General features: G+C 60.2%; 18 protein-coding genes and 1 tRNA gene. 10 read left to right on the top strand and 9 right to left on the bottom strand.

Features of this window, described 5'->3' with window-relative positions:
- Nucleotides 1-83 precede the first annotated feature (83 nt).
- The gene (locus tag JH15_RS05820; protein WP_043527869.1) at nucleotides 84-1,742 is read left to right on the top strand and encodes a multidrug ABC transporter permease/ATP-binding protein; all 1,659 of its coding nucleotides are present in this window, start codon (nucleotides 84-86) and stop codon (nucleotides 1,740-1,742) included.
- Nucleotides 1,743-1,861: 119 nt separating this feature from the next.
- Nucleotides 1,862-3,961 (top strand): TonB-dependent siderophore receptor, encoded by a 2,100-nt coding sequence (locus JH15_RS05815; protein ID WP_043527867.1) that lies wholly within the window; start codon nucleotides 1,862-1,864, stop codon nucleotides 3,959-3,961.
- Between the two features lie 74 nt (nucleotides 3,962-4,035).
- Here JH15_RS05815 and JH15_RS17475 read toward each other — a convergent pair whose 3' ends face one another.
- The 4 genes from JH15_RS17475 to JH15_RS05790 form a co-directional block, all read right to left on the bottom strand.
- Complete coding sequence (locus JH15_RS17475; protein ID WP_052383915.1) at nucleotides 4,036-7,431, bottom strand: cellulose binding domain-containing protein; 3,396 nt, start codon at nucleotides 7,429-7,431, stop codon at nucleotides 4,036-4,038.
- A 328-nt stretch (nucleotides 7,432-7,759) separates the two neighbouring features.
- Nucleotides 7,760-9,748, bottom strand: coding sequence for a Fe(3+)-hydroxamate ABC transporter permease FhuB (gene fhuB / locus JH15_RS05800; RefSeq protein ID WP_043527865.1), 1,989 nt, complete (start codon nucleotides 9,746-9,748; stop codon nucleotides 7,760-7,762).
- On the bottom strand, nucleotides 9,738-10,640 hold the full coding sequence (locus tag JH15_RS05795; protein WP_052383914.1) for an iron-siderophore ABC transporter substrate-binding protein: 903 nt from the start codon (nucleotides 10,638-10,640) through the stop codon (nucleotides 9,738-9,740). The genes fhuB and JH15_RS05795 overlap by 11 nt, the downstream gene beginning before the upstream one ends.
- Nucleotides 10,640-11,407, bottom strand: a complete 768-nt coding sequence (locus JH15_RS05790) for an ATP-binding cassette domain-containing protein (RefSeq protein ID WP_043527863.1) — start codon at nucleotides 11,405-11,407, stop codon at nucleotides 10,640-10,642. The genes JH15_RS05795 and JH15_RS05790 overlap by 1 nt, the downstream gene beginning before the upstream one ends.
- Before the next feature lie 240 nt (nucleotides 11,408-11,647).
- On the opposite strand from JH15_RS05790, the gene JH15_RS05785 reads away from it, so the two are divergent.
- Complete coding sequence (locus JH15_RS05785; protein WP_043527861.1) at nucleotides 11,648-12,259, top strand: superoxide dismutase; 612 nt, start codon at nucleotides 11,648-11,650, stop codon at nucleotides 12,257-12,259.
- A 72-nt stretch (nucleotides 12,260-12,331) separates the two neighbouring features.
- Here JH15_RS05785 and JH15_RS05780 read toward each other — a convergent pair whose 3' ends face one another.
- The 3 genes from JH15_RS05780 to JH15_RS05770 form a co-directional block, all read right to left on the bottom strand.
- Entirely contained in the window at nucleotides 12,332-14,440 is a 2,109-nt protein-coding gene (locus JH15_RS05780; protein ID WP_052383966.1) for a TonB-dependent siderophore receptor, read from the bottom strand.
- Nucleotides 14,441-14,590: 150 nt separating this feature from the next.
- The gene (locus JH15_RS05775) at nucleotides 14,591-15,553 is read right to left on the bottom strand and encodes a helix-turn-helix transcriptional regulator (protein WP_081948910.1); all 963 of its coding nucleotides are present in this window, start codon (nucleotides 15,551-15,553) and stop codon (nucleotides 14,591-14,593) included.
- A gap of 66 nt (nucleotides 15,554-15,619) precedes the next feature.
- Complete coding sequence (locus tag JH15_RS05770) at nucleotides 15,620-17,764, bottom strand: TonB-dependent receptor (protein ID WP_043527857.1); 2,145 nt, start codon at nucleotides 17,762-17,764, stop codon at nucleotides 15,620-15,622.
- A gap of 151 nt (nucleotides 17,765-17,915) precedes the next feature.
- Between JH15_RS05770 and ubiM the strand changes: the two genes are divergently transcribed.
- Nucleotides 17,916-19,085 (top strand): 5-demethoxyubiquinol-8 5-hydroxylase UbiM, encoded by a 1,170-nt coding sequence (ubiM, locus tag JH15_RS05765; RefSeq protein ID WP_043527855.1) that lies wholly within the window; start codon nucleotides 17,916-17,918, stop codon nucleotides 19,083-19,085.
- An 8-nt stretch (nucleotides 19,086-19,093) separates the two neighbouring features.
- On the opposite strand, the gene JH15_RS05760 is transcribed toward ubiM, so the two are convergent.
- Nucleotides 19,094-19,480, bottom strand: coding sequence for a hypothetical protein (locus JH15_RS05760; RefSeq protein ID WP_043527854.1), 387 nt, complete (start codon nucleotides 19,478-19,480; stop codon nucleotides 19,094-19,096).
- 127 nt (nucleotides 19,481-19,607) lie between these two features.
- Between JH15_RS05760 and JH15_RS05755 the strand changes: the two genes are divergently transcribed.
- Nucleotides 19,608-21,431, top strand: coding sequence for an ABC transporter ATP-binding protein (locus JH15_RS05755; RefSeq protein WP_043527852.1), 1,824 nt, complete (start codon nucleotides 19,608-19,610; stop codon nucleotides 21,429-21,431).
- On the opposite strand, the gene JH15_RS05750 is transcribed toward JH15_RS05755, so the two are convergent.
- A complete protein-coding gene (locus JH15_RS05750) occupies nucleotides 21,421-22,008 on the bottom strand; it encodes a hypothetical protein (RefSeq protein WP_043527850.1) in 588 nt (195 codons plus the stop codon). The two genes, JH15_RS05755 and JH15_RS05750, sit on opposite strands and share 11 nt — an antisense overlap.
- A 131-nt stretch (nucleotides 22,009-22,139) precedes the next feature.
- On the opposite strand from JH15_RS05750, the gene JH15_RS05745 reads away from it, so the two are divergent.
- The 5 genes from JH15_RS05745 to repC all read left to right on the top strand — a co-directional run bounded on the left by JH15_RS05745 (nucleotide 22,140) and on the right by repC (nucleotide 25,783).
- Nucleotides 22,140-22,216: transfer RNA gene (locus tag JH15_RS05745), tRNA-Ile, on the top strand.
- Between the two features lie 97 nt (nucleotides 22,217-22,313).
- Complete coding sequence (locus tag JH15_RS05740; RefSeq protein ID WP_043527848.1) at nucleotides 22,314-23,381, top strand: tyrosine-type recombinase/integrase; 1,068 nt, start codon at nucleotides 22,314-22,316, stop codon at nucleotides 23,379-23,381.
- A gap of 451 nt (nucleotides 23,382-23,832) precedes the next feature.
- On the top strand, nucleotides 23,833-24,066 hold the full coding sequence (locus tag JH15_RS05735) for a hypothetical protein (protein WP_043527846.1): 234 nt from the start codon (nucleotides 23,833-23,835) through the stop codon (nucleotides 24,064-24,066).
- Between the two features lie 3 nt (nucleotides 24,067-24,069).
- Nucleotides 24,070-24,945: a helicase RepA family protein gene (locus tag JH15_RS05730; RefSeq protein WP_043527843.1), complete on the top strand. Its 876-nt coding sequence runs from the start codon at nucleotides 24,070-24,072 to the stop codon at nucleotides 24,943-24,945.
- Entirely contained in the window at nucleotides 24,929-25,783 is an 855-nt protein-coding gene (gene repC, locus JH15_RS05725; RefSeq protein WP_043527841.1) for a replication protein C, IncQ-type, read from the top strand. The genes JH15_RS05730 and repC overlap by 17 nt, the downstream gene beginning before the upstream one ends.
- The last annotated feature ends 533 nt before the right edge of the window (nucleotides 25,784-26,316 follow it).

The following is a 26,316-nucleotide window of genomic DNA, read 5'->3' as shown; positions in this document are numbered from 1 at the left end:
AAAGCGCGAACGTAAATAGGAATTCTTGTCGATAAAGGGCGTGTGCGTCACACTAACCGCCCTTTTCCCGGCCAGGATTTCACATGGAACTGCTGCGCGTCGTCTTTCGTCACTATCGCTGGCCATTCATCGCCGTCATGGCGTTGAGCCTGGCGAGTGCGGTGCTGGGGGTCGGCGTGATCGCCTTCATCAACCAGCGACTGATCGAAACCGGCAGTCCCCTATCGACCTTGCCGCAGTTCATCGGACTGCTCGCGCTGCTGCTTCTCGTGACGCTGGGCGCACAACTGGCATTGACCCTGCTGGGGCATCACTTCGTCTATGGCTTACGGGCCCGGTTGGTCAAGCGCATCCTCGATACCGACATCGAACGCCTCGAACAGCTGGGCAGTGCCACGCTGCTGGCCAGCCTCTCGAGCGACGTCCGCAATATCACCATCGCCTTCGTGCGCCTGCCGGAGCTGGTCCAGGGGGTGGTACTGACCCTGGCGGCCGTGGCTTACCTCGCCTGGCTGTCGCCATCCCTGCTTGCCGTCACCGCGGTCTGGATCGCCTTTACCATGGGCGTGGGTTGGCTACTGGTTTCCCGCGTCTATAGCCATTTCCATCAGGTCCGCGAGAGTGAAGATCGGTTATATCAGGATTTCCAATCGGTGATCGAGGGCCGCAAGGAACTGGCGCTCAATCGCGATCGGGCCCGTCATCTTTTCGATGAGGTCTACGACACCGATGCGCGTGACTATCGCTATCACATCATCCGTGCCGATACCTATCACCTGAGTGTCAACAATTGGGCCAACATCATGATGCTGGGCGCCATTGGCGTGGCGTTCTTCCTGGCCAACGGGCTGGGGTGGGCCAGTGCCTCGGTGGCCGCGACCTTTGCCTTGACCCTGCTGTTCCTGCGCACGCCATTGATCCAAGCCGTCGGTGCCTGGCCGACACTGATCAACGCCCAGGTCGCCTTCGACAAGCTCAACAGTCTCGAGCTGACCGAGTACCAGGCGGGCTTTGAAGTAGACGATGCCTTGGCTGACTGGCGACAGATCGAGCTGCGGGGCGTCACGTACCGCTATGCGTCAGGCGAAGCCGGGGAGGGCTTCGTCGTCGGGCCGATCGACCTGACACTGGTACGCGGAGAGCAGGTCTTCCTGATTGGGGGCAATGGAAGCGGCAAGTCGACCCTGGCGCGGCTGCTGTCCGGGCTCTACCGCCCCCTCGAGGGTGAGATCCGGGTCGACGGACGCGCCCTGACCCCGGCGGAATGGGGCGCTTACCGGGCGCGCTTTGCCAGCGTCTTCACCGACTTCCACCAATTCGACCGGCTCATGGGGCCGAATGGCGACGCGCCCGATCCCATGCTGGTCGAGACCTGGCTCGAGCGGCTGCAGATGCAGCACAAGCTTCAGTTCGCCGGGGACCGGGTCACCAATCCGCATCTTTCCCAGGGGCAGCGTAAGCGCCTGGCACTGCTGCTGGCCATTGCCGAATCCCGCGACATCCTGTTGCTCGACGAATGGGCCGCCGACCAGGATCCCCAGTTTCGCCGCCTATTCTACCGCGACCTGTTGCCCCACCTACGCGAGATGGGCACGACGGTCTTTGCGATCAGCCATGACGATAGCTACTTTGCGCACGCGGATCGCCTGCTTGAAATGCGCCAAGGGCAACTGAGCGAGCTCACCGGTGCCCAACGCGAGGGGGCGAGTCGCGATGCGGTGGCCCGCGTTGGCTCGGAGTGAGTCAAACGAGAAGGAGTGTTTTCGGATAATGAGAAAGGTTCCATTGTTTCTGTAAATGATAACTTTTATCATGATGGCCAATAGGTTCCGCATTCCCGTGCATCAACCGAGATCCCATCATGGCCCACTCACCCGCCCGCCGTATCCCGCACCCGCTAGCCACCGCCATTCGCCAGGCCATGGGCCTGTCGCTCACCGGCCTGATGTTGGCCGCCCCCAGCCTCGTGCTGGCGCAGGATACGGGCCAGGATGAGGCGGTCGAATCCGACACCATGGTGGTGGTGGGGACGGCGTTGAAGGTGGATGCGCCGCTGGTCGAAACCCCACGTCCCGTCTCGACCGTCAACCGAGAAGAGCTCGACGAGCGCAACGTGCAGCAGCTAGATGAGACGTTTCGCTATCGGTCTGGCGTGTTGTCGGGCCATTATGGGTCGGATAACGATACGAACTGGTTCAAGGTTCGAGGGTTCGATCAATCGACCTATCAAGATGGGCTTCGCCTTTATCAAGAGGGGTATTATTACTCGACCCCCGAGCCATATGGGCTGGAAAGCGTCGAAGTCTTCAAGGGCCCATCTTCTATTCTCTACGGTGAAGCCCCTCCCGGCGGGATGATCAATGCCATCAGCAAACGTCCAACTGAGGAACAACAAGGGCGATTCGATATCCAGGCGGGCAACCGTGACCACCGTCAGGTGGGTATCGATACGTCTGGACCATTGACGGAGTCGGGAGATGTACGCTATCGCTTCGTGGGGACCTATAAAGAACGCGATGGTGATTTGGATCATACTTATAATGATCGTTATTATTTGGCTCCCAGTTTAGAATTTGATGTCAATGAAGATACAATGCTTACCTTGTTAGCTAGTTTTCAAAGAGATGATGGGATTCCTACAAATCCGTTTAAACCTATTTATGGGACTGTAGAAAGTACACCATTCGGGGAAATCGATAGATCAACGAATTTGGGGGAGCCTGGCTATGAGCGGAATGAGCGAACCCAAGCATCACTAGGCTATGAGTTAGATCATTACATCGATGACACGTGGCGGCTTGAGCATTCTCTGCGTTATAGTGAGATGGAGCTTGATCTCATTAGTATTTATTCATTTAGAAGCTCTGGCGATCTTCCGAGAGAGACGAATCGCGGCTTGGCTTACAGAGATGGCAAGACAGAGACCTGGACAACTGATAACAGGTTTGTCGGTAATTGGAATACAGACCGGCTTGAAAACACCCTGTTATTAGGACTGGATTATCAGGACCTAAAAAATAAGGGTGAAGAGTATGATGATTTCGCTTATGGTACCATTGATATGTTTTCCCCTTCGTATGGCAATTACACTAGGGTGACAGATGGTCAGTTAGCGTATCGTGAGATAAAAAAAGAGCAATTCGGCGTGTACGTTCAAGATCAGCTTCGCATCGATGATAAATGGGTGCTACTGGGTAGTGCGCGCTACGACAAGGTTTCTACGGATAATGTAAGTACTGGCTCTGTTCAACAAGAAGGACATCGTAATGACTCAGAAGTATCCTTTTCTGGCGGTGTCATGTATCTTGCCGAAAACGGAATATCACCTTATCTTAGCTACACAGAATCATTCGAAGCTTTAACAAGTTTTGGCGCGGATGGGCTATATGAACCACGAAAAGGAAAGCAGTGGGAGGTAGGGGTAAAATATGCGCCGCTAGATTGGGATGGTTATGTTGCAGCTTCAGTTTTTGATTTGAGTGAAGAGAACTCAATTTATGGGTATACGTTTACCCAGAGTCAAATAGCAGAGAGAAGTTCCACGGGGCTGGAGCTAGAAGCGGTGGGGTATGTTACAGACGAACTTCAGTTGACTGCAGCCTACACCTATACTGATGCTCGAATTGATCAGTCAGAAGAAATTCGAGATCAGCGCGCTTCATTAATCCCCCGGCATATGGCGTCTACATGGCTAGATTATGCCTTTACCCAAGGGACTGTTGCTGGGCTGAAGCTGGGCGCGGGTGTGCGCTACGTGGGCGAAAGTGTAGATGGAGATGTAAAGGTCAACGATTTTACTTTGCTTGATGCAATGGCAAGTTATGATTTTGCCAATAACTGGCGAGCCCAAATCAACGTAAACAACGTTACTGACGAAGATTATGTGGCAAGTTGCGACACTGGATGGTGCTACTACGGCGAATCCCGTAGCGTAATCGGTAGCCTTAGCTACCGCTGGTAAGTCTCCAGCCGTAACGAAACCGCCCGGCCAATTGGCCGGGCGATCTATTTAACGCCTATCGACAGGTTACGCGATCAGAGCATGAAGTCCTCGGCGCGCAGGGTATCGACACCCACCACGTCGATCTGAAGGTCGACGACCCCATCCCCATTGATGTCCCCCTGCACCAGGCTCCCTTCGCTACGAAGCTCACCGGCCGTGCCTGTGAAGGCCGCATTGCCTACCCAGGCAAAGGCCTGGTCGCCGTCGCTGGCCAGGTCGGCATCGATGGCCGACAGGTCGATCTGATCGCCTCCCAGTTGGTCGAAGTCGACGATGATGTCGCTGTCGAACGCGGTGGATTCGAAGGTCGAGAGCAGCACGAAGGTATCTGCGCCGTCGCCGCCGCTCAGCATATCGCCGCCCAGGCCACCATAGAGCGTATCGCTGCCTTCGGTGCCGTAGAGGGAATCGCTGTCATCGCTGCCCAGCAGGCCACTGTCGTCGCTTTCGACGACACCGTCCAACTCACCGGTGGCGACCAGGTTGTCGGGCAGGGCATGGCTGCCGTCCTGCACCTTGTACGAGAAGCGCCACACTTCACCCGGATCCAGCACCTTGCCGCCATTGGCTGCATCGACGGTGTAGCCATTCTCGCCCTTCACATACGCGCCATTCCACAAATCGGTGATGGTGCCGGGCAGCGTGAAGTTGACCGAAGGGGCATTGACTGCCACGTCTGAGGTATTGGTCACGAAGACTTCAGTGACATAACCGGTCGACCAGGCACTGGAGACATTGCTGGTGACTTCGAGCACGTCGGCAGCGCTTACGCTTGGCTCCATGGCATCGAGAAGCGAGGTGTCGGCTGCTTCACCGGCGACTAGGGCCGAAGGATCGAAGGTCAGCGTCGTTCCGTTCAGCGCCAGGGCCGTCGGTGCCTCGCTGGTCGGGGCATAGGCCTTGAAGGAGAAGCGCATGATGCCGCCGGCCTTCAGTGCGTCGCTGCCATCGTAGCTGACACGATACTGATCGCCTGTTTGAGACAGCAAGGTGGCGCCGTAGAACTGGGTGACGTCCGACGGCACGCTGAACGCGATCTCGGGGTTGGCGATGTCGCTGTCCGAGTGGTTGGTGATCTCGACGCGCATCACGTAACCACCATCCCAGCGATTGACCATGGCCAGGCTGACTTCCATGGCACCGGCTTCGATGGCTGTCGCGGGTTCACTGACCGCGACCGGCTCGGTTACCTCAGCCTCAGGCTCGATGACCACAAGCTCGGGCTCGACGACAACGAGTTCAGGTTCGATGACCACGAGCTCGGGCTCGATAATCACAAGCTCGGGCTCGGCGACTACCGTCTCGGCCACAGGCTCGAGCGCTTCGCTAGGCTCGGTCGTCACTGGTTCCAGTACCAGTTCGGGCTCGGTTACCGGCTCGGATACAAGGACCGGCTCGACTTCTGCGATCGGCTCCGGCGCCGGCTGGATCACCGGCTCGCTGGGTGCGATGACTGTCTCTTCCTGCTCTTGCTCACCGTCGGCGAGAATCTCCTGGGGCGTAGGCACGCTGGGCGCCGAGCCTTGGGTGGTCTTGCGCGAAGCGATATCCAGCACGGTGCCGTCGGCGAAGATGGCTTGCTCCATGCCGATCAGGGTGTTGTCGTCGCTGCTGCCGTCAAGATAGACGCTACCATCGTCATTGAAGCGAATCTTGTAGGCGCTGTAGTTCTGTTCCAGGTGTGCGGTATCGAAGCCGTCACCACCAATCAGACTGTCCGTACCCAGGCCGCCGCGCAGGATGTCGTCTCCGGCACCGCCATACAGCGTGTCATGGCCCAGCGCGCCGTCCAGGTAGACACCGTTATCGGTACCCTGAACGATATCGTTGCGGCGTGAACCGACCACATAATCGAAAGTCGTGTGGTTGGCCCCGGCTTCGGTGATGGCGCCATAACTCACGCCGCCGTTGTTGTACCACAGGGTGGTGGACATGCCGTCGGCATCGGCATCACGGATCGACTGTTCGACGTGAACGGTATTGTCGTGATCCTGGCCACCGTGGAAGTTAATGTCACGATCGGTGGAGAGTACATGCACATCGTTGCCTACCGACGAGCGCCATGAAGCAAACAGGACGCTGTGGCGCATGCCGGAGTCTTCGAGATTGGTCAGCGCGCCGTCATAGCTTTCGCGCAGTTCGAAGGCGTAGCCATTGCCACCGGCACCCTTGTTGAAGGCGCCATGCGCACCGAGGGCATCGGCATGCAGGTCGAGCGAGAGCGCGAATTCGAAGGCCGTTGAGGGGCCATTGAGCACCTCGATATCCTTGACCAGCGCATCCACGGTGCCGTTGAGCTTGATCGCCTGGTAATCGGTCAGCTTCGAGAGGGTGTTACTGAAAACGGCGTTGTCGGGCGTGCCGAGTTCGTAGTCGACCGTGAAGCCTTGAAGCGTCACGTTCTCCAGCACATCGATGCGCTGTACATGGGTCTCGCCACCGTCGAAATCGAAATGAACCCCACGGTCGAGCGTGACCTTGCCGCCTTCCACCGAGACGACATTGGCCATGCTGGTACGCAGCGGTGCATTCAGCTTCTGCCAGGAGGTGTCACCGATCTCGTCGAAATATTCCTGGGTGTTGTCCTGCCAGATACGTACGGTGTCGCCGACCTTGAGGCCATGGCCCGAAGATAGGGCCAGCTCGTGGCTGCCTTCGGCAGTATCCTTGAGCAATAGCCCAGCCGAGGCGGTTCCGGCGCCCTCGACCAGGAAGCCGTTCTGATCGCCCAGCGAGAGCGCCTTGTCGGTAAACGTGATGATGGTCTCGCCGCGGCCGGCGCCGACAATTGTGATATCCGAGCGCTCGATAGTAATGTTGCTATCGAAGCGGTAATTACCCGCTGCCAGTTTCAGCACGCTGCCATCGGGCGCGCTGTCGATCAGCTTTTGCAGGTCACTGCTGCTGGTACCGGCCGCCACGTTGATGACGTTTTCCGCTTCTACCGTCGGGGCGGTGCTGGTGCTGGTACTATCGACAAATGCGGTTTCGGCAGGCGCCTCTTCAACGACAGCGGTCTCTTCCTGAACTGTCGGTTCGCTTACCTCTACCGGCTCGCCCTCAAGCGTCGGTTCGCTCTCGGATTGGGAAACCTGAAACAGGCTGCTCGCTTCGGGGGAGAATTCCGGTTCTACGCCATTGACGGTGAAGGCCGACGGCAGTTCACCGTTTTCGGTCTGCACCTTGAACTTGAAGCGTACGGTTTCGCCCGGGGCGATGTCGTTCTGACTGTCGTCATCAATGACTGTGTAACGATCGCCCGTGTGAGCGCTGACGATGCTATCCCACATGTCGGTGATCGTACCGGGCAGCGTGAAATCCACCTGGTAGTCAGTGATGGTCTCGGTTCCCTTGTTGGTGATGAAGATTTCCATCACGAAGCCGCCATTCCATTGGCTGCTGAGAGTGGCATCGATATAAGGACGCATTGGGCTACCCGTCGGTCTAGCGTAGGGAGTAGGCCCGGGCTCATGCTCGGACCCGCACAATGTCGACTGCAGATAAGGCGAAGCACGCAAGGAGGGAGAGCAGAGAGGCTCAATTCAGTGCGGGTGGGCATTCGTTGCCCGAGTGTCGTCCCTGACTGGCGCTTGGCTGACAGGACGAGGCGACTATAGGGGAAGGGTTACATCAGGTGTGCCACGATAACCGGCATGTAATATGCGGTGATCGGGGTTAAAGTTTTGTCAGTACTTGCCGAGAGGCCCTAATATAAGTTAGCCAGGGGGAGAAAAAAAAGGTACCACAAAACTGTGGTTAGAGGCGGCGCAGCCCCCACATGAAGTAGGCGCCACCCAATAGCGATGCGACCAGTCCGGCAGGAATCTCCTGGGGAAACAGAAGTTGCCGCCCCAACCAGTCGGCGGTGACCATGAGGACGGCCCCCACCAGTGAGGCGCCGAGCAGATGAGCGCCAGCGCGCGAAAAGCCCATCAGGCGTGCCATGTGCGGCGCGAGCAGGCCCACGAAGGAGAGCGGGCCGACCACGAGCGTGGCACAGGCGGTGAGCAGGGCGACCAGGCCCAGCAGGGCAAGGCGCGAGCGGTCCACGCCGATGCCGAGTGAGCGGGCGGTAGGCGCGCCCAGCGGGAGGATATCCAACCAACGGGCGAAGGGGCGGGTGGCTAGCGCGAGGCACACTGCGACAACGATGACCACCAGGGCGCTACTCAGGTCGACGTAGTAGGTGGAGCCCGATAGCCAGGCGATCACTTGCTGCCCGCGGGGATCGCCCCCGGCGAGGACGTAACTGCGCACGGCATCGAACAGGGCGGTCATCGCCACCCCGGTCAACAGCAACCGTTCCGGCAGATACCCGCTGCGCCGGTTGAGAACGATCAACACGCAAAGGGTGATGAGGGCGCCCAGTGTGCCGGCAGCAACCAGTGTCAGGTTACCGGGCGAGGGCACCAGGAAAATGGCGGCGATCAGGGCGATGGCGCTGCCCCCGCTGATGCCCAGGATTTCAGGGCTGGCCATGGGGTTGGATGTGAGTCGCTGGATCAGCGTACCGGCAATCGCCAACATGATCCCGCTGCCGGCCGCTGCCAGCATGCGCGGCAAGCGCCATTCCATCACGTCCCAATCACCGGGGCTTAGCCACTGCCAGCCTGCCGCACCCTGGCCGAGCAGCAGGGCGACCAGGATCATGACGAACAGGCCCAGCGCCAGACCAGTCGCCAGGCGCCCTGGCGCGGGATGACGTCGCCCGAAGCTACCGGTGGCACCGCCCGGGGGCTGCCCACCCGCCAGGCGCAGTCGAGGAATCAGCCACAACAAGAGCGGTGCGCCGAGGGCCGCGGTAGTCGCCCCGGTAGGAATCAGGGTCGGCAGGGCGCCGCTGAAGCGTTGCAGGAACTGATCCGTGGTGGCCAGCAATAGCGCACCGAGCAGGGTCGACCAGACCACACGCTGACCGAGGCGGCGTGCGCCGGCCAGACGAACGATATTGGGCGCGGCCAGCCCGATGAAGCCGATGATCCCGACCACGCTGACCACACAGCCTGTAATGAAAACGGCCAGGCCCAGCCCGGCCAGGCGCAAGTGCTTGAGCGAGATCCCCAGGCTGCGTGCGCTGGCATCGTCGAGTTCGAGGATCGTCAGGGGGCGCAGCAGCAGCCAGGCTGCCAGGGCAGAAAGGGCCAGGCGGGGCAGCAGATAGACTACGTCGTCCCAGCCGTTCTGCGAGAGTGAGCCGGCCCCCCAGATCAGCAAGCCCTTGAGGGCCTCCTGATGAAACAGCAACAGCACCATGGCCAGCGCGCCGAAGTAGAGATTGACTACCAACCCGGCAAGCACCACGACCATCGGTGCCAGGCCACGTCGCCACGCCAGCAGGAACACCAGCCCCATGGCCAGGCCCCCGCCGGCCAGGGCCACCCACTCGCGCCCCAATACCAGAAGCCCGGGGGCCATGAGGGTAGCCGCCATCAAGGCCAGATTGGCACCGCTGGCGACACCCAGCGTCGTCGGGGCGGCGATCGGGTTGCGCAACACCTGTTGCATGAGCACGCCGGCCAGGGCCAGGCCACCCCCGGCCAGAAGCGACATGGCCAGGCGCGGCCACCAGCTGTAGTGGAGCAACAGGCTCTTCGAAGCCTGGCTGGAAGACGCCTCGAAGGCCGCCAGGACACCCTCGACGATGCCTTGCTGCGCCTGGAGCGCGAACAGCACCAGGCCGAGCAGCGGCAGGGCGAGGAAGAGGCAGACGCGTCCCGGGGTGAATCTCACGCGCTCAGCGAGCATGGCTAGCCTCCAGCGCCTCGACCAGCGTCTTTGCGAACCGCTGGGCCGAAGGCAGGGCGCCAAAGCTCCAGGTCGGCGGCAGGTAGACGACCGAATCGTCCTGTACGCTGGGTAGATGGCGCCATAGGCCGCTTTCGGCCAGCTGTGACTCGACGCCCACCGGCAAAGGCTCGACCACGACCAGTCGGGCATCAATATCGACGAGCGCATCGAGGCCGACCAGCGAGAAGCCCCAGGCGTTAGTGACGCCAGTCCATGCGTTTTCCAGCGCTAGACGCTCGAGTACGGCCTGGAACAGGCCATTGTCGCCAAAGACGCGAACGTGGCGTGCATCCATGAACTGGACGACGAGCAGGGGGGGCTGGTCGTCTGCGAGCTGGCTTCGCAGATCATCGAAGAGGGCTTGGGACGCTTCGATGAGATGCTCTCCCTCGCGCTCCCGGTCGACTAGCGACGCGACTTGGCGCGTCAGGGCTAGCATCTGCTCCCAGGTGTCTTCATCGGGGGTATACAGCGAGAAACTTTCGACCGGGGCGATGCGAGACAGGCGAGGCGTCAGGTTGGCAAACATCGGCGAAAGCAGGATACGATCCGGGTCGAGGCTGGCCAGCAGTTCAAGGTTGGGTTGCGTGCGCAGGCCCAGGTCATGCACCTCGGGCGCCAACCTCGGTTCGGCGACCCATTCGTGATAGGCGTCGATCTGCGCCACCCCCTGGGGCATCACGCCGAGCGCGACCAGCGTTTCCGCCAGGGTCCAATCGAGGGTGACGATATCGAGCGGGGGTCGGTCGGTATCGCTCGCGGTAACCGGCTGAGCCAACAGGAATCCCAGGCAGGTGACGAAGCAGCCCAAGGCAAGTCGATGCAAGCAACGAATGACGCCTGGCTTCATCAAGCCACCACGGCAATGGGGTGGGCGCTCCCGGGGGGTGTCATGACCTGCATCGGAATGCCATAGATGGCTTCCAGGGTGGCGTCTTGCATCATTTCAGTGGGGGTGCCGCGTGCCAGGACACGCCCGCTATGCAGGGCCACCAACTGGTCGCAATACCTTGCTGCCATGTTCACGTCGTGAAGCACGATCACTACGCCGAGCCCCAGCTCACGGGACAACTGGCGAATCAGGGCCAGCACCTCGACCTGGTGGGCGATATCCAGGGCGGCCAACGGTTCGTCGAGCAGCAGGAAACGGCTGCCCTGGGCGATCAGCATGGCGAGCCATACGCGTTGACGCTCCCCACCTGACAACGTATCGACCAGCCGATCGGCGAAGGGCTGGGTATGGGTCAGGGCAATGGCGCGCTCGATCTGGTCGCGGTCCTGCTGGGTATGCCGGCCCAGCAGGCCGTGCCAGGGGTAGCGGCCGAAGCCGATGAGCTCGCGCCCGGTCAGGTTTTCGGCACTGGGAAGATGCTGGGGAAGATAGGCGACCTGGCGAGCGAACTCACGATTGCCCCAGGCCGACAAGGCCCGATCGTCGAAGCGAATCTCGCCATGGCTGGGTGGCTGCTGCTGGGCCAACAGCTTGATCAATGTCGACTTACCCGAGCCGTTGTGACCGATCAGGCCATGCACGCGGCCTTCATCGATCGTCAGATCGGTGGGTTGCAGCAAGGGCCTGCCGTTGACTTCAAAGGCAGCGGCATCGACATTGAACATGGTCTGGCTCCGCATCGCCGTTTTTGCGGGAAAAGGGTTGGCGCCAAGGCGCAGCTGGGAAGCCTAAAGCAAATAAGAATAATTATCAATATGTGGCCGCGTCGCGCTACGGCCTGGCGCGATCGATAACGGTTATCTATATAAGAGATAAGGCTTTGTATTAGCATCCTTCGCCAGCCTCTGCCATCCTTAGGCATGAGGTTGGGGAATAGCCCCTTGTTCCATCACGGAGGAGTCTGTATGCCGCATACATTACCCGAACTGCCTTATAGCTATGACGCTCTGGAACCGCACATCGATGCCATGACCATGGAAATCCACCATTCCCGGCATCACAACACCTATGTCAACAACCTGAACGCTGCGCTCGAAGGCACCGGGCTTGAAGACACCCCGGTTGACGAGATCCTCGCCAATCTGGACCGCGTGCCCCAGGACAAGCGTCAGGCCGTCATCAACAATGGCGGTGGTCACTCCAACCACTCCAAGTTCTGGGAAATGATGTCTCCCAACGGCGGTGGCAAGCCGCACGGCAAGGTGGCCAGCGCCATCGACAGCGAGCTGGGTGGCTTCGAAGCCTTCCAGGACGCGTTCGTCAAAGCGGCTACCGGTCGTTTCGGCAGTGGCTGGGCGTGGCTCAGCGTGACTCCCGAAAAGAAACTGGTGGTCGAGAATACGCTGAACCAGGACAGCCCGGTCATGCACGGCAACACGCCGGTACTCGGCCTGGACGTCTGGGAGCACGCGTATTACCTGAAGTACCAGAACAAGCGTCCCGATTATGCCAAGGCGTTCTTCAACGTGGTCAACTGGGAAGACGTCGAGCGTCGTTACCAGGAAGCCACTGCCTGAATCAGGCACCCCTGAAGTGAAAGAACCGCGGCCCTCGGGTCGCGGTTCTTTTTTTGTCAGAAACGATTTTTATCAGAATCGGTAGTCGAGCGAGGCGATGACGCTGCGCTCTGCGCCGAAGTAGCAGAATTCGAGCGAGTTACACGACGCCACGTACTCCTTGTCGAGCAGGTTGGTCACGTTGATTCGTGCGCTCATGCCGGCGAGACCGACCCGGGCGAGGTCGTAACCGAGGGTGGCGTCGACCAGGGTGTAGTCGGGTACGGTTTCGGTATTGGCGCGGTCGGCATGGATGTCTGCGTGATAGCGAACGCCCAGTCCGGCATCGAGGCCGGCGTCGAACGTGTAGTGCCCCCACAGGCTGGCCTGATGACGCGGTGAGTAGATGGCATGGTTACCTTGATTGCCGTCGTCGCTGCGCTCATAGGTGGCATCCGTATAGCTATACCCCGCCTGCACGCTCAATTGCTCGGTCACTTGGCTGCGTGCCTCGAACTCGACCCCCTGTGACTGGATCTCGCCCACGGCGCGATAGTCGTCGGTGGGCTGCTCCTTGGTACCGACATTCTCCTGGTTGATGCGAAACAACGACACGCTGTAGCGATCCTCGCTGCCCGGCGGCTGGAACTTCAGGCCGGCTTCGACCTGTTTCCCCTCCATGGGTTGCAGCAAGTCGCCATTGGCATCGACGAAGCTGGTTGGCGTGAAGGCGGTGGAATAACTGATGTAAGGGGCCATGCCACTGTCGAATAAATAGAGCAGCCCGGCCCGGCCGCTGAACTGGGTGTCGTCCAGCTCGCTGCTGCTGTCCGTGTCGAGATCGGTGTTGGCGATATCCACCCAGTCGTAACGACCGCCCAGCGTCAGGCGCCAGTTATTCATGGCCATCTGGTCCTGCAGGTAGACCCCGGTCTGCCTGAGGTCATGGGTCTGGCGGGTCGGCGGGTACATGGCGGTGGGCTCTGCACCGTACTCGGGATCGAAGGCGTCAATATTGGGGAATGCGCCGGATGGCCAGACGATGTCGTTTTCGCGGTTCTGGTAATCGAGCCCGACGAGCACGGTATGATCGATGAAGCCGCTCTTGAGGTTGGCTTGGAGCTGGTTGTCGACCGTCCAGGCTTCCAGCGATTCGTCGCCCCCCGAGTAGAAGCGGGTTAGCTCGGTGTCACTTGCCCAGCCGTAGGCATAGACCTGGTTGAGCTCGACATCGGCATTGAGGTAGCGCAGCCGCTGCCGGGCGGTCCAGGCATCGCTGAAACGGTGCTCGAGCGCGTAGCCGAACATGCGCTGGGTCCGCTCGAACGTGTCGTAGTCATCCTCGCCTTCGAAGAACCCGTTCGAGATACGCCGCCCGTTGCGGCCGGTGACCGTGCCCTCGTAGGGCAGGCCGCCGTGATAGCCCCCCTCGGGTTCCTTCTGCAGATAGGCATGCAAGGTCAGGCTGGTGGCATCGGTCACGTCCCAGGTGAGTGAAGGCGCAATGGCATAGCGCTCCTCCTCGACGGGGCCGAACTGGGTATCGGCGGCGCTGGCGATACCGGTCAGGCGGTAGGCGACACGGTGCTGATCGCCAAGCGGCCCGGTGAGGTCGAAGGCGGCACTGCGGTGGGCGTTGTTACCCATGCTCAGGCGCAGGTGGCCGCTGTCCTGGAATTCGGGGCGCTTGCTGTTCAATGCCACGACCCCGCCGGGGGAGGCCCGGCCGTAGAGCACCGAGGCCGGTCCACGCACCACCTCGATGCTGTCTAGGAACCACGGATCGACGGTCAACGAGCTGTAGGAGTTGGTGTCGCCGGTGATCTTCAAGCCATCGAGAAAGGTATTGTCCAGGCTGCCATCGGAAAAGCCTCGCAGCACCAGGTAATCGTAACGATTCGAGGCGCCGATCTGGTTGGTGAATACCCCGGGCGTGTAGCTGGCGGCACGCTGCACGGTGCGTGCTCCCTGATGCGCCATCTGCTGCTCGGTGATCAGCGAGACGGATTGCGGTGTCTCGACGAACGGTGTCGCGACCTTGGTCGCTGCCTGCTGGGCGGTCACCGTTAACGTGTTCAATGCTTGTGTCGGTTGTGATGTTGCGGCTTGCTCGTCCTGTGCCTTGGCCAGGGCGGGCAGGGTCATGGCCAGGCTTGACGACAGGGCGGCGATGGCAATCGAAAGCGGCTTCTTGTGCAGCATGAACGGCATGGCGGGGCTTTCCCTGAATGAGAATATTTCGGTAATGAGAATTATTGCACTGCAGGGTTGCCGCCGGGCTATGCGCAACGACACAAAAGCTATGCCAGCTGACAAACCGGCACCGGCGCAGGGAACGATTACGCCAAGGGTTTAGTAAAGCGCGCTGGGCACGACGCCGTAACGGCGCTTGAACGCCGTGGTGAAGTTGGTGGCATGGCGGTAACCGACGAAGTGGGCCGCTTGCTGAACGCTATACCCCTGACGCAGATAATCGTGGGCCAGCGCCAGGCGGCGATCCCGCAGGTAATCGAATATGGATTGGGCATAGGTGGCCTGGAACTTCTGGCGCAGACTGCTGGGGCTCATGGCGGCCTGTTCGGCCAGGCTTTGTAACGTATGCGGCTGTGCCGGGGTATCATCGAGCAGTCGCCGGACGGCTTCGAGGCGTTGGCGTTCCTGGGGTGCCAGCGGCGTGCGGGCAGGGCAGGCTGATCCTTGAGGCAAACCATGAGCGAGCAGTTGCAGGGCGAGCCCTTCGAGCAACCACTGGCGCTGAGGCATCGGCCAGGCGCCAGCCGAGGCATCCTCGAGCGCCGAATTCAGTGAGCCGGGCAGTTGCCATGGGTGCAGCCAGACCCGCGGAAGCGTGAGGGCGGCGTCGAGCGGCAGCCCCGTCGCCATGGCGTCCTGCCCAAGTGAGAGCGTCAGGGTTCTCAGGCGTTGTCCCGATGCCTGGCAGGCGCGCAGCGCATGGCGCTCGTCGAACCGGGCACTCACGGCGCTCCCCTGCGTCAGGGTGACCGCGTCGTCTCCCAGGCGAATCTGAACGGTTCCCTCCAGGATCACCACGATCAATAGCCATGCTTGTTGGCGCGAGGTCGATTCGTAGTGCTGAAGTACATCGATATCCGAACAGGTCAGGCGTAGCCCGGGGCGCAGGTCGTATTCCTCGACGCGCCCGCGAACCACGGCGGGCTGTGCCAGAGCGTGGCGCGGCGTCGAACCGAACATGGGGAAACGGTAATCGATGCCGTAGTGCTGGCCGAAATCCAGGAAGTCGCTCACCGAGTAACTGTGCTGGGCCGGCTGGATCGAGGAGAGCATCTGGGTCATGAGCGAGTCGCCTGGAAAAAGCCATGCCCGAAGGCATGGCAGTGCGAGCAAACGATCGAAGTCAGTTCAGTACGCCACAGACCAGGAGAGGGTGTAGGTGCGGCCACGCCCCTGGTAATCGTAGAGATAGGCGGGGCCGTAGTTCGGCGAGTACAGCGCGATAGAGCGTTGCCCCCAGACCGTGGAATACTGATTGTCGAGCAGGTTCTGCACGCCGAGGCTGAACGTACCGAAGTCGGTCAGTTGGCTGAGCGCCAGGTCCAGCGTGGTGGCGCCATCGATGCGGCCCCCGGCATCGTCCTCGAGATCGAACTCATGGTTGGCCTGCAGCCGGGCCGAGCGATCCAGGTCGGCCCAGCCGAGATAGGCCGTGGCACTCGACGGCGATGACGTCGTCACGCTGCGGTCTTCCCATGCGCCGCTGTCGTTCTTCTGCTCCGAGCGCACCACATGCAGCGTGCCCCCCGCTTCGAAACCGCTGTCAAAATAGCGTGTCAACGCGGCTTCAAAGCCATAGTCGCGCTTCTTTTCGTCGAGTACGTCCAGACTCAGATCGGCCTTGTTATAGGCAATGGCCTTATCCGACCAGGCGTAATAGGCTGCGGCTTGGGCAACCCAATCCCCACCGCGGTAGCGCCAACCGAGTTCGACCTGGTCGGTCTCGATGGCGGTCAGTGGGTTGTCGGCTACCGACAACCCCTCCTTGCCATAGTACTTGGCGGGGTCGGGCAATTCGAAGCCTTGGCTGTACTGCAGCCAGGTCTGCTGGTCGTTGCCGAAATCGTAGAGCGCCTTGGCATTGATCAGCGTGGCGTCGTAATCGTTGGCGCCGCCGGGTATGCCCTGGAAATCGTCGACCTCGACGTCCATATGCTGGCGCCGCACACCGGCCGACAAGGCGATGGCATCGGTCGCCTGCCAGTCGCCCTGGGCGAAGGCGGAGATACCATCCACCTCGAAGCTCGGGTAGCGGGGGGCGACGCTATCGCGTTCCTGAACCAGGCCGCCGGTGGCGTCACTGGTCGCCCGGTCGAAAATCATCTGGCTGGCATCGAAGCGTTCGCGATCCAGGTCCAGGCCGTAGGTCAGGCCGATGCGATCCGTCAGCTCGACATCGAACAAGGCCTTGATCCCGCTCAGGTCAGTGTTCTGCTTGGATGTGCTGAAATAATATTGTGAGACCGGCTCGCCGTATGCCCATTTTCCGTCACCGTCGAGATCGTCATAGGCACCAACGTACGGGAAGGGATGAAAGCTGACTTCCTCCTCGCGATGGAAGGCTTGTAGGTAGAAGTCCTGCCCCAGCAGGTCGCCGTTGTGGTACTGCAGGTTGAGCATGCGGCGCACGGTTTCCGGCTCGCGGTCGGCGCTGAAGCCGTCGCGCATCTCGGCACCTTCGAGTGTCACGGGGGTGGCTTCCAGGTTGGGAAAGTAGACGCCGCGGTCGCCTTCGTAACCCGAGCGATAGAGCTGGGCGCTGAGAGCCAAGGTCTGTTGTTCGGCCAGGCGGATATCGAGGTTGCCGAAGATATCGATGCTGCGGTTGTCCTGCAGGTCTGTCTGCGAGATGTCGGTGAAGATCTCGTCGCCGTTGGCGTCATAGTGGCGGCCGTTGTCCTGCCAGGCCACACCGATGCGCCCCTGGATACGCTCGTTGCCGCCACTGAGCGATTGCGCGTAGCGGGTGTCGAGATCGTCGCTGGCGTTGAAACCGCTGGTGACGCCCGCCTGGGTCTGCCAGTTCGGGCCACCGCGCTCGCCGCGCTTGGTGATGATATTGATGATGCCGCCGGTCGCACCGCCGCCGTAGAGGCTGCTGGCGCCCGAGAGCACCTCGATGCGTTCGATGTTGAACGGGTCAATGGCATCGAACTGGCGCGAGACGCCGCGTGAACTGTTCATCGACACGCCGTCGATCAGTACCTGGGCGGTACGGCCGCGCATGTTCTGGGCATAATTGGTTCGCCCCTGCGGCGCCTGGTCGAGGCTGGGAATCAGGTTGCCCAACGCCGTCTTGAGGTCGGCGCCACTGTCGATCTGCTGGCGAAGCTGCTGCTCGTCGATGACCTGCACCGCCCCGGGGATCTGGCTGATCTGAGTCGGCGTGCGCGAGCCGACCACGACCATCGTTTCCTGGCTCTCTTGTGCCTGAAGACACAGTGGCGCTGAAATCGCGGCGACGGCGAAGCTGAGCGGGAGCGTGCGTTTCATGGGAATACCTTGCTTGCGCTTGGTTGTGTTGTGTTTGGCCTAGGGTAGCGATTGTGCAAATTAATCTCAATAAGAGTGATTTTCATTAACGTGAAGGTCATGGGGTATACTCATCGCCAGCGTGACCAACCGACTCATGAGGGGAGTACCGATGCGCGTGGATGTGGCAATCGTAGGCGCTGGCCCAGTGGGGCTGAGCCTGGCGCGTGCACTGGCAGGCGAGGGCCTGTCGGTGGCACTGATCGATCGGCAGCCGCTGGCAGCGCTGCGTTCACCCGCCCCGGATGGGCGCGAAATTGCATTGTCGCAACCGTCCCGGGCGATTCTCGAACGGCTCGGTCTCTGGGCAAGGTTGCCGGAAGATGCGGTCTCCCCCCTGCGGGAAGCGCGCGTCTTCAATGGCAGTTCGCCCTTTGCCCTGAACCTGGCCGCGCCCAACGTCAGCGCGGGGCAGCCGCTGGGTGTGATGGTGCCCAACCATGCGATTCGCCAGGCCGCGTTCGACGAAGCCTGGGCCTGCGACGGTATTCGCTGGTGCGAGTCCGCGCTGACACGCATCGATACCGATGCACATGCGGCACGCTTGTGGCTGGAAGATGGCACCGCGATCGAGGCGGCCCTGGCCGTGGCCGCCGACAGCCGCTTCTCCGAGACCCGGCGCCAGATGGGGATCGCCACCGAGATGCGCGACAACGGACGCAGCATGCTGGTGTGTCGGATGACGCACGAGCGCACCCACGACCAGAGTGCCTGGGAGTGGTTCGACCACGGCCAGACGCTGGCGCTGCTGCCCCTGACGGCGCATTGCTCATCCGTGGTGCTGACGTTGCGCAGCCGGGACATGGACGCACTGGTGGCGATGCCGCCGGCCGCGTTCTCGGCAAATATTGCGGCCCGCTTCGCCCACCGCCTGGGGGCCATGCACAAGCAGGGCGAGGCTTACGTCTATCCGCTGGTGAGTACCTACGCCGAGCGCTTCGTGTCACGCCGCTTCGCCCTGGTCGGCGATGCAGCAGTCGGTATGCATCCGGTCACGGCGCATGGCTTCAACTTCGGTGTGCAGGGCATGCAACGGTTGGCGGATCGTATTCTCGCTGCGCATCGTTCCGGCCGGGACATCGCCGATCCCCTGGCCCTGTCCCGGTATGAGCGCGAACACCGCCTGGCGACGCGGCCGCTTTATCTGGCCACCCAGGCCATCGTTTCGCTGTATACCGACGATCGCTTGCCAGCGCGTTTACTGCGTCATGCCGGGTTGCGCCTTGCCGAGCGGGCCTATCCGTTCAAGACGGCCATCGCCCATACCCTCGCACGGCACTAGCGGGCGGTTTAACGCCCGCGCCAGCCTTTCAGGCGTTGGGCCGCGCGTTGCCACACGTCAGGGGAGTCGGCAAGTTGTTCCAGGGCGTCACGCAGCGGCGACAGAATGGCATCGAGATGCTGGTGGCAGAGCTGGCCGGTCAGTGCGCCCGGGCACAAGGCCAGCAACAGCCCGCACTGGGCGCTGGCCGTGTCGAGACGCTGGCGAAGGACGCTCTGTGGCGGGGCCTGGCGGCAGCATGCCTGCAGTTCCCGAGAGAGCATCAACAGCATGTCGCTGTCGAGCCAGCAGGGGGATGTATCCTGCTCGCGCCCGGCCAGCGAGCGCTTGATGGCCTGGAACGAGACATGCAGGAAGATACAGGTGTAATGCAGTTGGGTGTGACCGGCACGCATGGTGAGGGTCCATTCCGTCTGAGTTGTTAATGAGAAACATTATCAATCTATGTTAGGCTAGGCCCGCTGTCAAACGGGGAATTCGCTCTCTATGATGACCGCTGGTCTTGCCCGCTAAGGACGCGTCATGTCTAGTAGTTCGCCTGCCTCACATACCGGCAGCTTCCATGCCCTGGTTCGCCTGCTGCGCTATGCCCGGGGCTATCGCCGTCGCATCGTGGCGGCCAGCACCTGTTCGATCATCAACAAATTGTTCGATATCGCCCCGGAAATTCTGATCGGCGTCGCCATCGACGTGGTGGTCAACCAGGAGAGCAGTTTCGTCGCCCGGCTCGGCTTCACCACGCCGCAGGAACAGATCGTGATGCTGGCGGTGTTGACCTTCTTCATCTGGGTGGGCGAGTCGCTGTTCGAATACCTCTACAAGATCTTGTGGCGCAACCTGGCCCAGCGCCTTCAGGCCGATCTTCGCCAGGACACCTACGAACACGCCCAGCGTCTCGACATGGGCTTCTTCGAATCGAGGAGCTCCGGCCAGTTGGTGGCCACCATGAACGACGACGTCAATCAGCTCGAACGTTTTCTGGATGGCGGGGCCAATGCCCTGGTGCAGGTCGGCGTGACGGTGGTCGCGGTGGGTGCGGTGTTCTTTGTCATCTCGCCCCTGGTCGCCGTACTCGCCTTCACCCCGATTCCGCTGATCATCTGGGGCGCATTCTATTTCCAGCGCAAGGCGGGCCCGCTCTATAGCGACGTGCGCGAGAAGGTCGGTGATCTTTCCAGCCGGCTCACCAATAACCTGGCCGGCATCGCCACCATCAAGAGCTTCACCAGCGAAGGGCGCGAAGCCGAACGGCTGCGCACGGCCAGCGAGGCTTACGTCGAGGCCAACCGCCGGGCGATCCGCGTCAGCTCGGCCTTCATCCCGGTGATTCGCATGGCGATCCTGGCCGGCTTCCTGGCGACCTTTACCGTGGGCGGCATGATGGCTCTGCGTGGCGACCTGAACGTGGGTGCCTATGGCGTGCTGGTGTTCCTCACCCAGCGCCTGTTATGGCCGTTGACCGGCCTGGCCGAGGTCATCGATCTGTTCGAGCGCGCCATGGCCAGTACCCGCCGTATCCTCGATCTGCTGGCGATGCCCATCGTGGTCAAGGACGAGGCCACACGCACGCTCGATACACCGGTCCATGGTGCGGTGCAGTTCGATGGGGTGAGTTTTCATTATCCGACGAGTGGGGTGGGCGTCGATGGGGTGAGCCTCGAGGTACCCGCGGGCCATACGCTGGCGCTGGTGGGCGCGACCGGCTCGGGCAAATCGACGCTGATCAAGCTGCTGCTGCGCTTCTACGACCCCGAGCAAGGTGAAGTGCGCATCGACGGCCAGCCGATCCACGGCGTTAGCCTGGAATCACTGCGCCAGGCCATTGCCCTGGTCAGTCAGGATGTCTATCTGTTCGAAGGCAGCATTCGCGACAACATCGCTTACGGCAGGCCCGATGCGGATGAGGCGGACATCATCGACGCGGCACGCACCGCAGAAGCCTGGGAATTCATCGACGCCTTGCCCCAGGGGCTCGACACACCGGTGGGCGAGCGGGGCGTACGGCTTTCCGGCGGGCAGCGCCAACGCCTGTCGCTGGCGCGGGCCCTGCTCAAGGATTCACCGATCCTGATTCTCGATGAAGCCACCAGTGCGGTGGACAACGAGACCGAAGCCGCCATCCAGCGCTCGCTCAAGCGTATCGCTCACGGGCGTACCGTAATCATGGTCGCCCACCGGCTCTCCACCATCGTGCATGCCGACGAGATCGTGGTGATCCACCAGGGCCAGGCGGTCGAGCGGGGCACGCACGAGGCGCTGCTCGAGAAGGACGGCCGCTACGCCGCCCAGTGGCGGGTGCAGACCGGTAGCGCACGGGCCGAGGATTCGCTCACGCTCAGCGATTGATCAAGGTAACGTCGAGCTCCACCGGCACCTCCTCGCCGATCTGCTCGTAGCCGAGTAGCAGCATTACGGTGCGGGCGGTCTGGTTGGCCATGAGTTCCTGGCCTTCGATCGACACCTCTTCCGCCGTGGTCACATGAACGGTATCGAGCCCGCGCCGGGTAAAGCGCAGCGCAATCGGCTCGCGGTGGGTGGCGTTCTCGGCGCTGATACGAAACTCCAGCGTCTCGGTCAGCGACTCGCCGATATCCAACCCCTCGAGCCGCTCCGGCGGTAGCTGGGTTTGCAGCGTGACCAGCGGCATGCGGGCCAGGCCGGATAGCCACGGCGGCAATTCGCCCAGCCGCTCGATCACGTCGGTCTGGTCCAGGCGCAGCGGCATGCTCAGCGTGCCATCGGCAGAGATATCGCCGCTCAGTTCGCGCACGTGATGGCGATGCGGCACTTCCCCGTTCGGGGTGATCTCGGTGACGGTCGCCTCGACCTGCGAACGGCTGGGGTCGAGTTCCCACGCGGCCAGAACGGGTAGAGAGACGGGCAGGGCGAACAACAGCGGCAGGGCAGCATGCAATCCTTTCACGAACACCTCATTACGTAAGCAGACACAGCAGCAGACCCGCCAACGCCAAAAAAGTGCCCGCGCGAGCAACGAAGCCTTCACACCTCTGGCCTAGCCCGCCACCATTCGCTATCATACGCCCGCGCAATGCAGGGCCTATAGCTCAGTTGGTTAGAGCAGGGGACTCATAATCCCTTGGTCGTAGGTTCGAGTCCTACTGGGCCCACCATTAAAATCAGTGCGTTAGCAATTCTTTCTGGTGAGTCCCATGTTCCAAGGGTACAGTTTCGGTACAGTGCCGATCCTTCAGCCCCCTGGAGATTCTCATGGCCACCATCGTCAAGACCCCCTCTGGTAGCTGGAAAGCCGTCATCCGCAAGACTGGCTGGCCTACCACCGCCAAGACCTTCCGCACCAAGCGCGATGCTCAGGATTGGGCGCGTCGCACCGAAGATGAAATGGTGCGTGGTATCTACATCCAGCGCAGTGCTTCAGAGCGCATGACCCTAGAAGCCGCCCTCAAGCGGTACCTGGCCGACATTACACCCACTAAGAAGCCGAGCACCCAGAAAAGTGAACGCCAAAAGGCCAACACGCTGATCGAGCATCTGGGCAAATACTCCCTTGCAGCCCTCACGCCGGAGCTGATCGCCAACTACCGCGACATTCGGCTCAACACTCTGGGACGCCGGGGGCGGCTCATCAGTCCCAACACCGTGCGCCTGGAGCTGGCTCTGCTCGGCCATCTCTACACCGTGGCCATCCAGGAATGGGGCCTGGGCTTGACCTACAACCCCGTCCAGAACATACGCAAGCCCAGCCCGGGGGAAGGGCGCAACCGCCGACTGAGCCCCGACGAGGAGAACCGCCTGTTCGCCGTGCTGCGGCAGCACAGCAACCCCATGCTGGCCTGGATCGCCAGAATCGCCCTGGAGACGGGCATGCGCTCGTCGGAGATCCTGACCCTCACTCGCGCCCAAGTCGACGTGAAACGCCGTGTGGTGCGTCTTATAGACACCAAAAACAACGAAGCTCGCCTGGTGCCACTGACTCAGGCCGCCACCGAGGTGTTCAAGCAGGCGTTGAACAATCCGGTGCGTCCGCTCGACTGCGACCTGGTGTTCTTCGGCGAGCCTGGTCGGGACGGTAAACGCGGCCCCTATGCATTTACCAAGCTTTGGAATCTAGCCAAGAAGCAGGCAAGGCTAGATGACTTCCGCTTTCACGATCTCCGCCATGAGGCTGTGAGTAGGTTAGTCGAAGCCGGCCTGAGCGATCAGCAGGTAGCTGCAATCAGCGGTCACAAGTCGATGCAGATGCTGAGGAGATATACACATCTCCGAGCTGAAGACTTGGTTGATCAACTCGACGCCATTGAGCAGCGACGCTCGTAAACAACCAAGAAGGCATGACCATCCAAGACTGGCAGTGCCTGCCCCTCCGGAAAACTAGGTACTGTCGAGCCCGCCAGGGCGAGTAAGTTACAGGTAAACGGACACCGCCAGCTCGCTGGCGGTGGACCGTTTACACATCCTGCCCGTTATCTAAGCTGCACAGCAGCGACACAGCTACAACTTGGAGACCAACGCGGACCGTAATCGAGGAAAATTTTGAAATATTTATAATATTTTTTCATAACCAATAAGCTTTTAATGTCTTCAGACCGTCGAGTGTCTTTAAAGTGTCGATGCACTGTCTTAAAAGTGACGATGAACTGTCTTTAATGTGGCGCTAATGTGCCCTTAGTGGTTATTTTTCAGCAGCTTACGATATATCGTAAGTATACAACTTTGCTCGACGTTCATAACCTTCGTAAGGCAAGTATCAACTACGGAGAATTACACAATGACTATCGAGGACTCTCTTCTCGACCGTTTTGGGCCCCTGCTGAGCCTTCCCCAATTGGCCACTATTCTCGACCGTTCACCTGACGGCTTGCGCATCAGCCTGCGCTCAAGCAACAGTTGGGCGATGGAGATCAACCAGGCAAGGCTGAAGGTCGGCCGACGTGTCTATTTTCGGACTTCCCAGATTGCGGAGCTGCTGGACAGTAACCGACTCTGCGGCGACCGAGGGTAAAGCATGGCAATTGATCTGCTGTGGGCCTTTGAAAACGAGCCGCCACCCTTGGACTTTATCTGGCCTGGCTTTCTGGCGGGCACCGTAGGGGCTCTGGTTGCTCCTGGCGCGACGGGAAAGAGCTTCTGGACGCTAGAAGCTTCGATGTGTATCGCGTGCAGCGTTGCTGGTGGCGACATTCTGAAGCTGAATCCACCCAAGACGGGCAGGGTCATCTATTTGGCAGGCGAAGATCCAGAATCGGCGTTACTGCCGCGTATCCATGCCATTGGCAAACATCTGAGTTCCACCGCCAGAAAGTCCATAGCAGAGAACCTGGTACTGGAATCGATAATGGGTAAGGGGCTCAACATCATGGATCAACGCCACATGAAGAAAGTATTAGAGTTCTGTCATGGTGCGCGCCTGATTGTCATCGACACACTGAGCCGGGTTCATCATCTGGATGAAAACAGCAATGGTGACATGGCCCAACTGGTTTCCCGGCTAGAGCAGGTTGCCTATCTCACTGGTGGTTCAGTTCTGTATCTGCACCATGTCAACAAAGGAAGCACCCGAGACGGTCAAGCCGACCAGCAGCAGGCCGCCCGAGGCGCTTCAGCCTTAATCGACAATGCCCGCTGGTGCGGTTTTGTGGAAAAGATGTCAAAGGAGAAGGCCCGGCTTATGAGCGACCGCCATTTTGATCGTCGTCCGATTGGTGATGCTCAGCGCAAACATTTCATGCGGTTTGGTTCCAGCAAGCTCAACTATGACGCTGAGCAAAGTGATCGGTGGTACGAGCGCCAGGCTGGAGGTGTGTTGATACCTGTTGAACTTTTCCCGGCCATACAAGAAAACACCAAAAGGGAGCGGGCCGCCAATGCGTACACTGGCTGAAAGCTGTGTTCGCATTGAATACGCTCGCTACGATCCGGCTTTAGGCATGGCTTCGTTATTCCGCCCAGTGTATCGTGGCCGCCGTCCTGGTGGGCTAACCATTGAGCATAAGCACGGTGGCCTGCGGCTGAAATTCAATGTTTGGCAGGCCCTGGATACTCGCGACCAATCCGTCCTGTTGGCGGCTATCGCTCTGGCCGGAATACTGGGAACTCAGGACTTGCACGCCGGTATTGATCACTCGAGAGCACAACAGCTCTGGCAAAACCTGAAGCCTGAAGATCTGGCAGTGATAGATCAAGCCATCGTCGTCAGAACGACGCGCTACGCCTTGTTGCGGGCCGCCGGGTTTGCAAAAAAAGGTCAAAACTATGGGCTACTCGAAGACTGTCTGGAGCGGTTGAGCATGGTCGGTTGCCGTGCCCGCAAGGATGGCTACGATTGGTCGATGCGTTTGCTGTCCTACACGGAGGCACCGGATGGGAAGTTACATATAGCATTAAATCCACGATTCGCTCAGGCCTTATCCGGCCAGTACGTGCGAGTATCCCTGTTTGAGCGCCGTCAGCTGAGCGGCGACACCGCCATGCTGGCTCACGCCTGGCTATCGGCATGGCTGAGGACTGGCTACAGCAATAGCATCCGCTTAGACCTGCTGGCCGAAAAGGTCTGGGGGTCGCCTGGGGAGGCTGCAGCTACAAACAGGAAGCGCCGAGAGCGGATTACCAAGGCATTGCAGGAGATCAGCCAGCTGAAAGGTTGGCAGGTAAGAATTGAGGGCCGGGGAAACAATGCCAAGACAATCCTCAAGCGGTCTCAACTCATTAAACAAAAGTGATAGAGACCAAACGGTCACATACTGGGGACCAAACAGTCACGTTTTATAGACCAAACGGTCACATTTGGGATTGAAAAAAACCGCTGCAAGCCCCGCCACCACTGGCTTTCAGCGGTTCTACTAAAAATGGTACTAGTATTTACTACTAAAATACTAAGCTGCGCGGCACAGCCCGCGCCTTGATGGCGCGAGCTGGCCTTGCTCGTTAACGCCAAATAGAGCCCGCCTACTCGCCACGGTTGGTAATGGTAACATTCGCCCCCTTTTGGCGTTAAATCAGGAGGTGTTGTATTCGGCCGAGGGTGGCAGTAGGCCGTGTTAGATCCCATAAAGCAGTGTATTACGGTTTTAATATATTTCTAGGCATAGTGACATTCCTGATGTTTTTGCCTATACTTAATAAAATACCTAGCGATTTTTGAGTTTTTTGTAATTTGATAGGAGGTGGAGTTGAGTTATTACGCTGAATTATTAATATTAATTGCCTTGGTTTTAGGGCCTATATTTATTGGTTTGTATTTGAAGTGTCGTCA

Origin of the sequence: Litchfieldella xinjiangensis, assembly GCF_000759345.1 — a bacterium.
Taxonomy (GTDB): Bacteria; Pseudomonadota; Gammaproteobacteria; order Pseudomonadales; family Halomonadaceae; genus Litchfieldella_A; species Litchfieldella_A xinjiangensis.
The sequence above is the reverse complement of the archived record's forward strand: the minus strand, read 5'-3'. Positions and strand labels throughout refer to the sequence as shown.

Coding starts and splice junctions, on each gene's coding strand:
- JH15_RS05820 (WP_043527869.1), top strand. CDS start 84: ATGGAACTGCTGCGCGTCGTCTTTCGTCACTATCGCTGGCCATTCATC.
- JH15_RS05815 (WP_043527867.1), top strand. CDS start 1,862: ATGGCCCACTCACCCGCCCGCCGTATCCCGCACCCGCTAGCCACCGCC.
- JH15_RS17475 (WP_052383915.1), bottom strand. CDS start 7,431: ATGCGTCCTTATATCGATGCCACTCTCAGCAGCCAATGGAATGGCGGC.
- fhuB (WP_043527865.1), bottom strand. CDS start 9,748: ATGCTCGCTGAGCGCGTGAGATTCACCCCGGGACGCGTCTGCCTCTTC.
- JH15_RS05795 (WP_052383914.1), bottom strand. CDS start 10,640: ATGAAGCCAGGCGTCATTCGTTGCTTGCATCGACTTGCCTTGGGCTGC.
- JH15_RS05790 (WP_043527863.1), bottom strand. CDS start 11,407: ATGTTCAATGTCGATGCCGCTGCCTTTGAAGTCAACGGCAGGCCCTTG.
- JH15_RS05785 (WP_043527861.1), top strand. CDS start 11,648: ATGCCGCATACATTACCCGAACTGCCTTATAGCTATGACGCTCTGGAA.
- JH15_RS05780 (WP_052383966.1), bottom strand. CDS start 14,440: ATGCTGCACAAGAAGCCGCTTTCGATTGCCATCGCCGCCCTGTCGTCA.
- JH15_RS05775 (WP_081948910.1), bottom strand. CDS start 15,553: ATGACCCAGATGCTCTCCTCGATCCAGCCGGCCCAGCACAGTTACTCG.
- JH15_RS05770 (WP_043527857.1), bottom strand. CDS start 17,764: ATGAAACGCACGCTCCCGCTCAGCTTCGCCGTCGCCGCGATTTCAGCG.
- ubiM (WP_043527855.1), top strand. CDS start 17,916: ATGCGCGTGGATGTGGCAATCGTAGGCGCTGGCCCAGTGGGGCTGAGC.
- JH15_RS05760 (WP_043527854.1), bottom strand. CDS start 19,480: ATGCGTGCCGGTCACACCCAACTGCATTACACCTGTATCTTCCTGCAT.
- JH15_RS05755 (WP_043527852.1), top strand. CDS start 19,608: ATGTCTAGTAGTTCGCCTGCCTCACATACCGGCAGCTTCCATGCCCTG.
- JH15_RS05740 (WP_043527848.1), top strand. CDS start 22,314: ATGGCCACCATCGTCAAGACCCCCTCTGGTAGCTGGAAAGCCGTCATC.
- JH15_RS05735 (WP_043527846.1), top strand. CDS start 23,833: ATGACTATCGAGGACTCTCTTCTCGACCGTTTTGGGCCCCTGCTGAGC.
- JH15_RS05730 (WP_043527843.1), top strand. CDS start 24,070: ATGGCAATTGATCTGCTGTGGGCCTTTGAAAACGAGCCGCCACCCTTG.
- repC (WP_043527841.1), top strand. CDS start 24,929: ATGCGTACACTGGCTGAAAGCTGTGTTCGCATTGAATACGCTCGCTAC.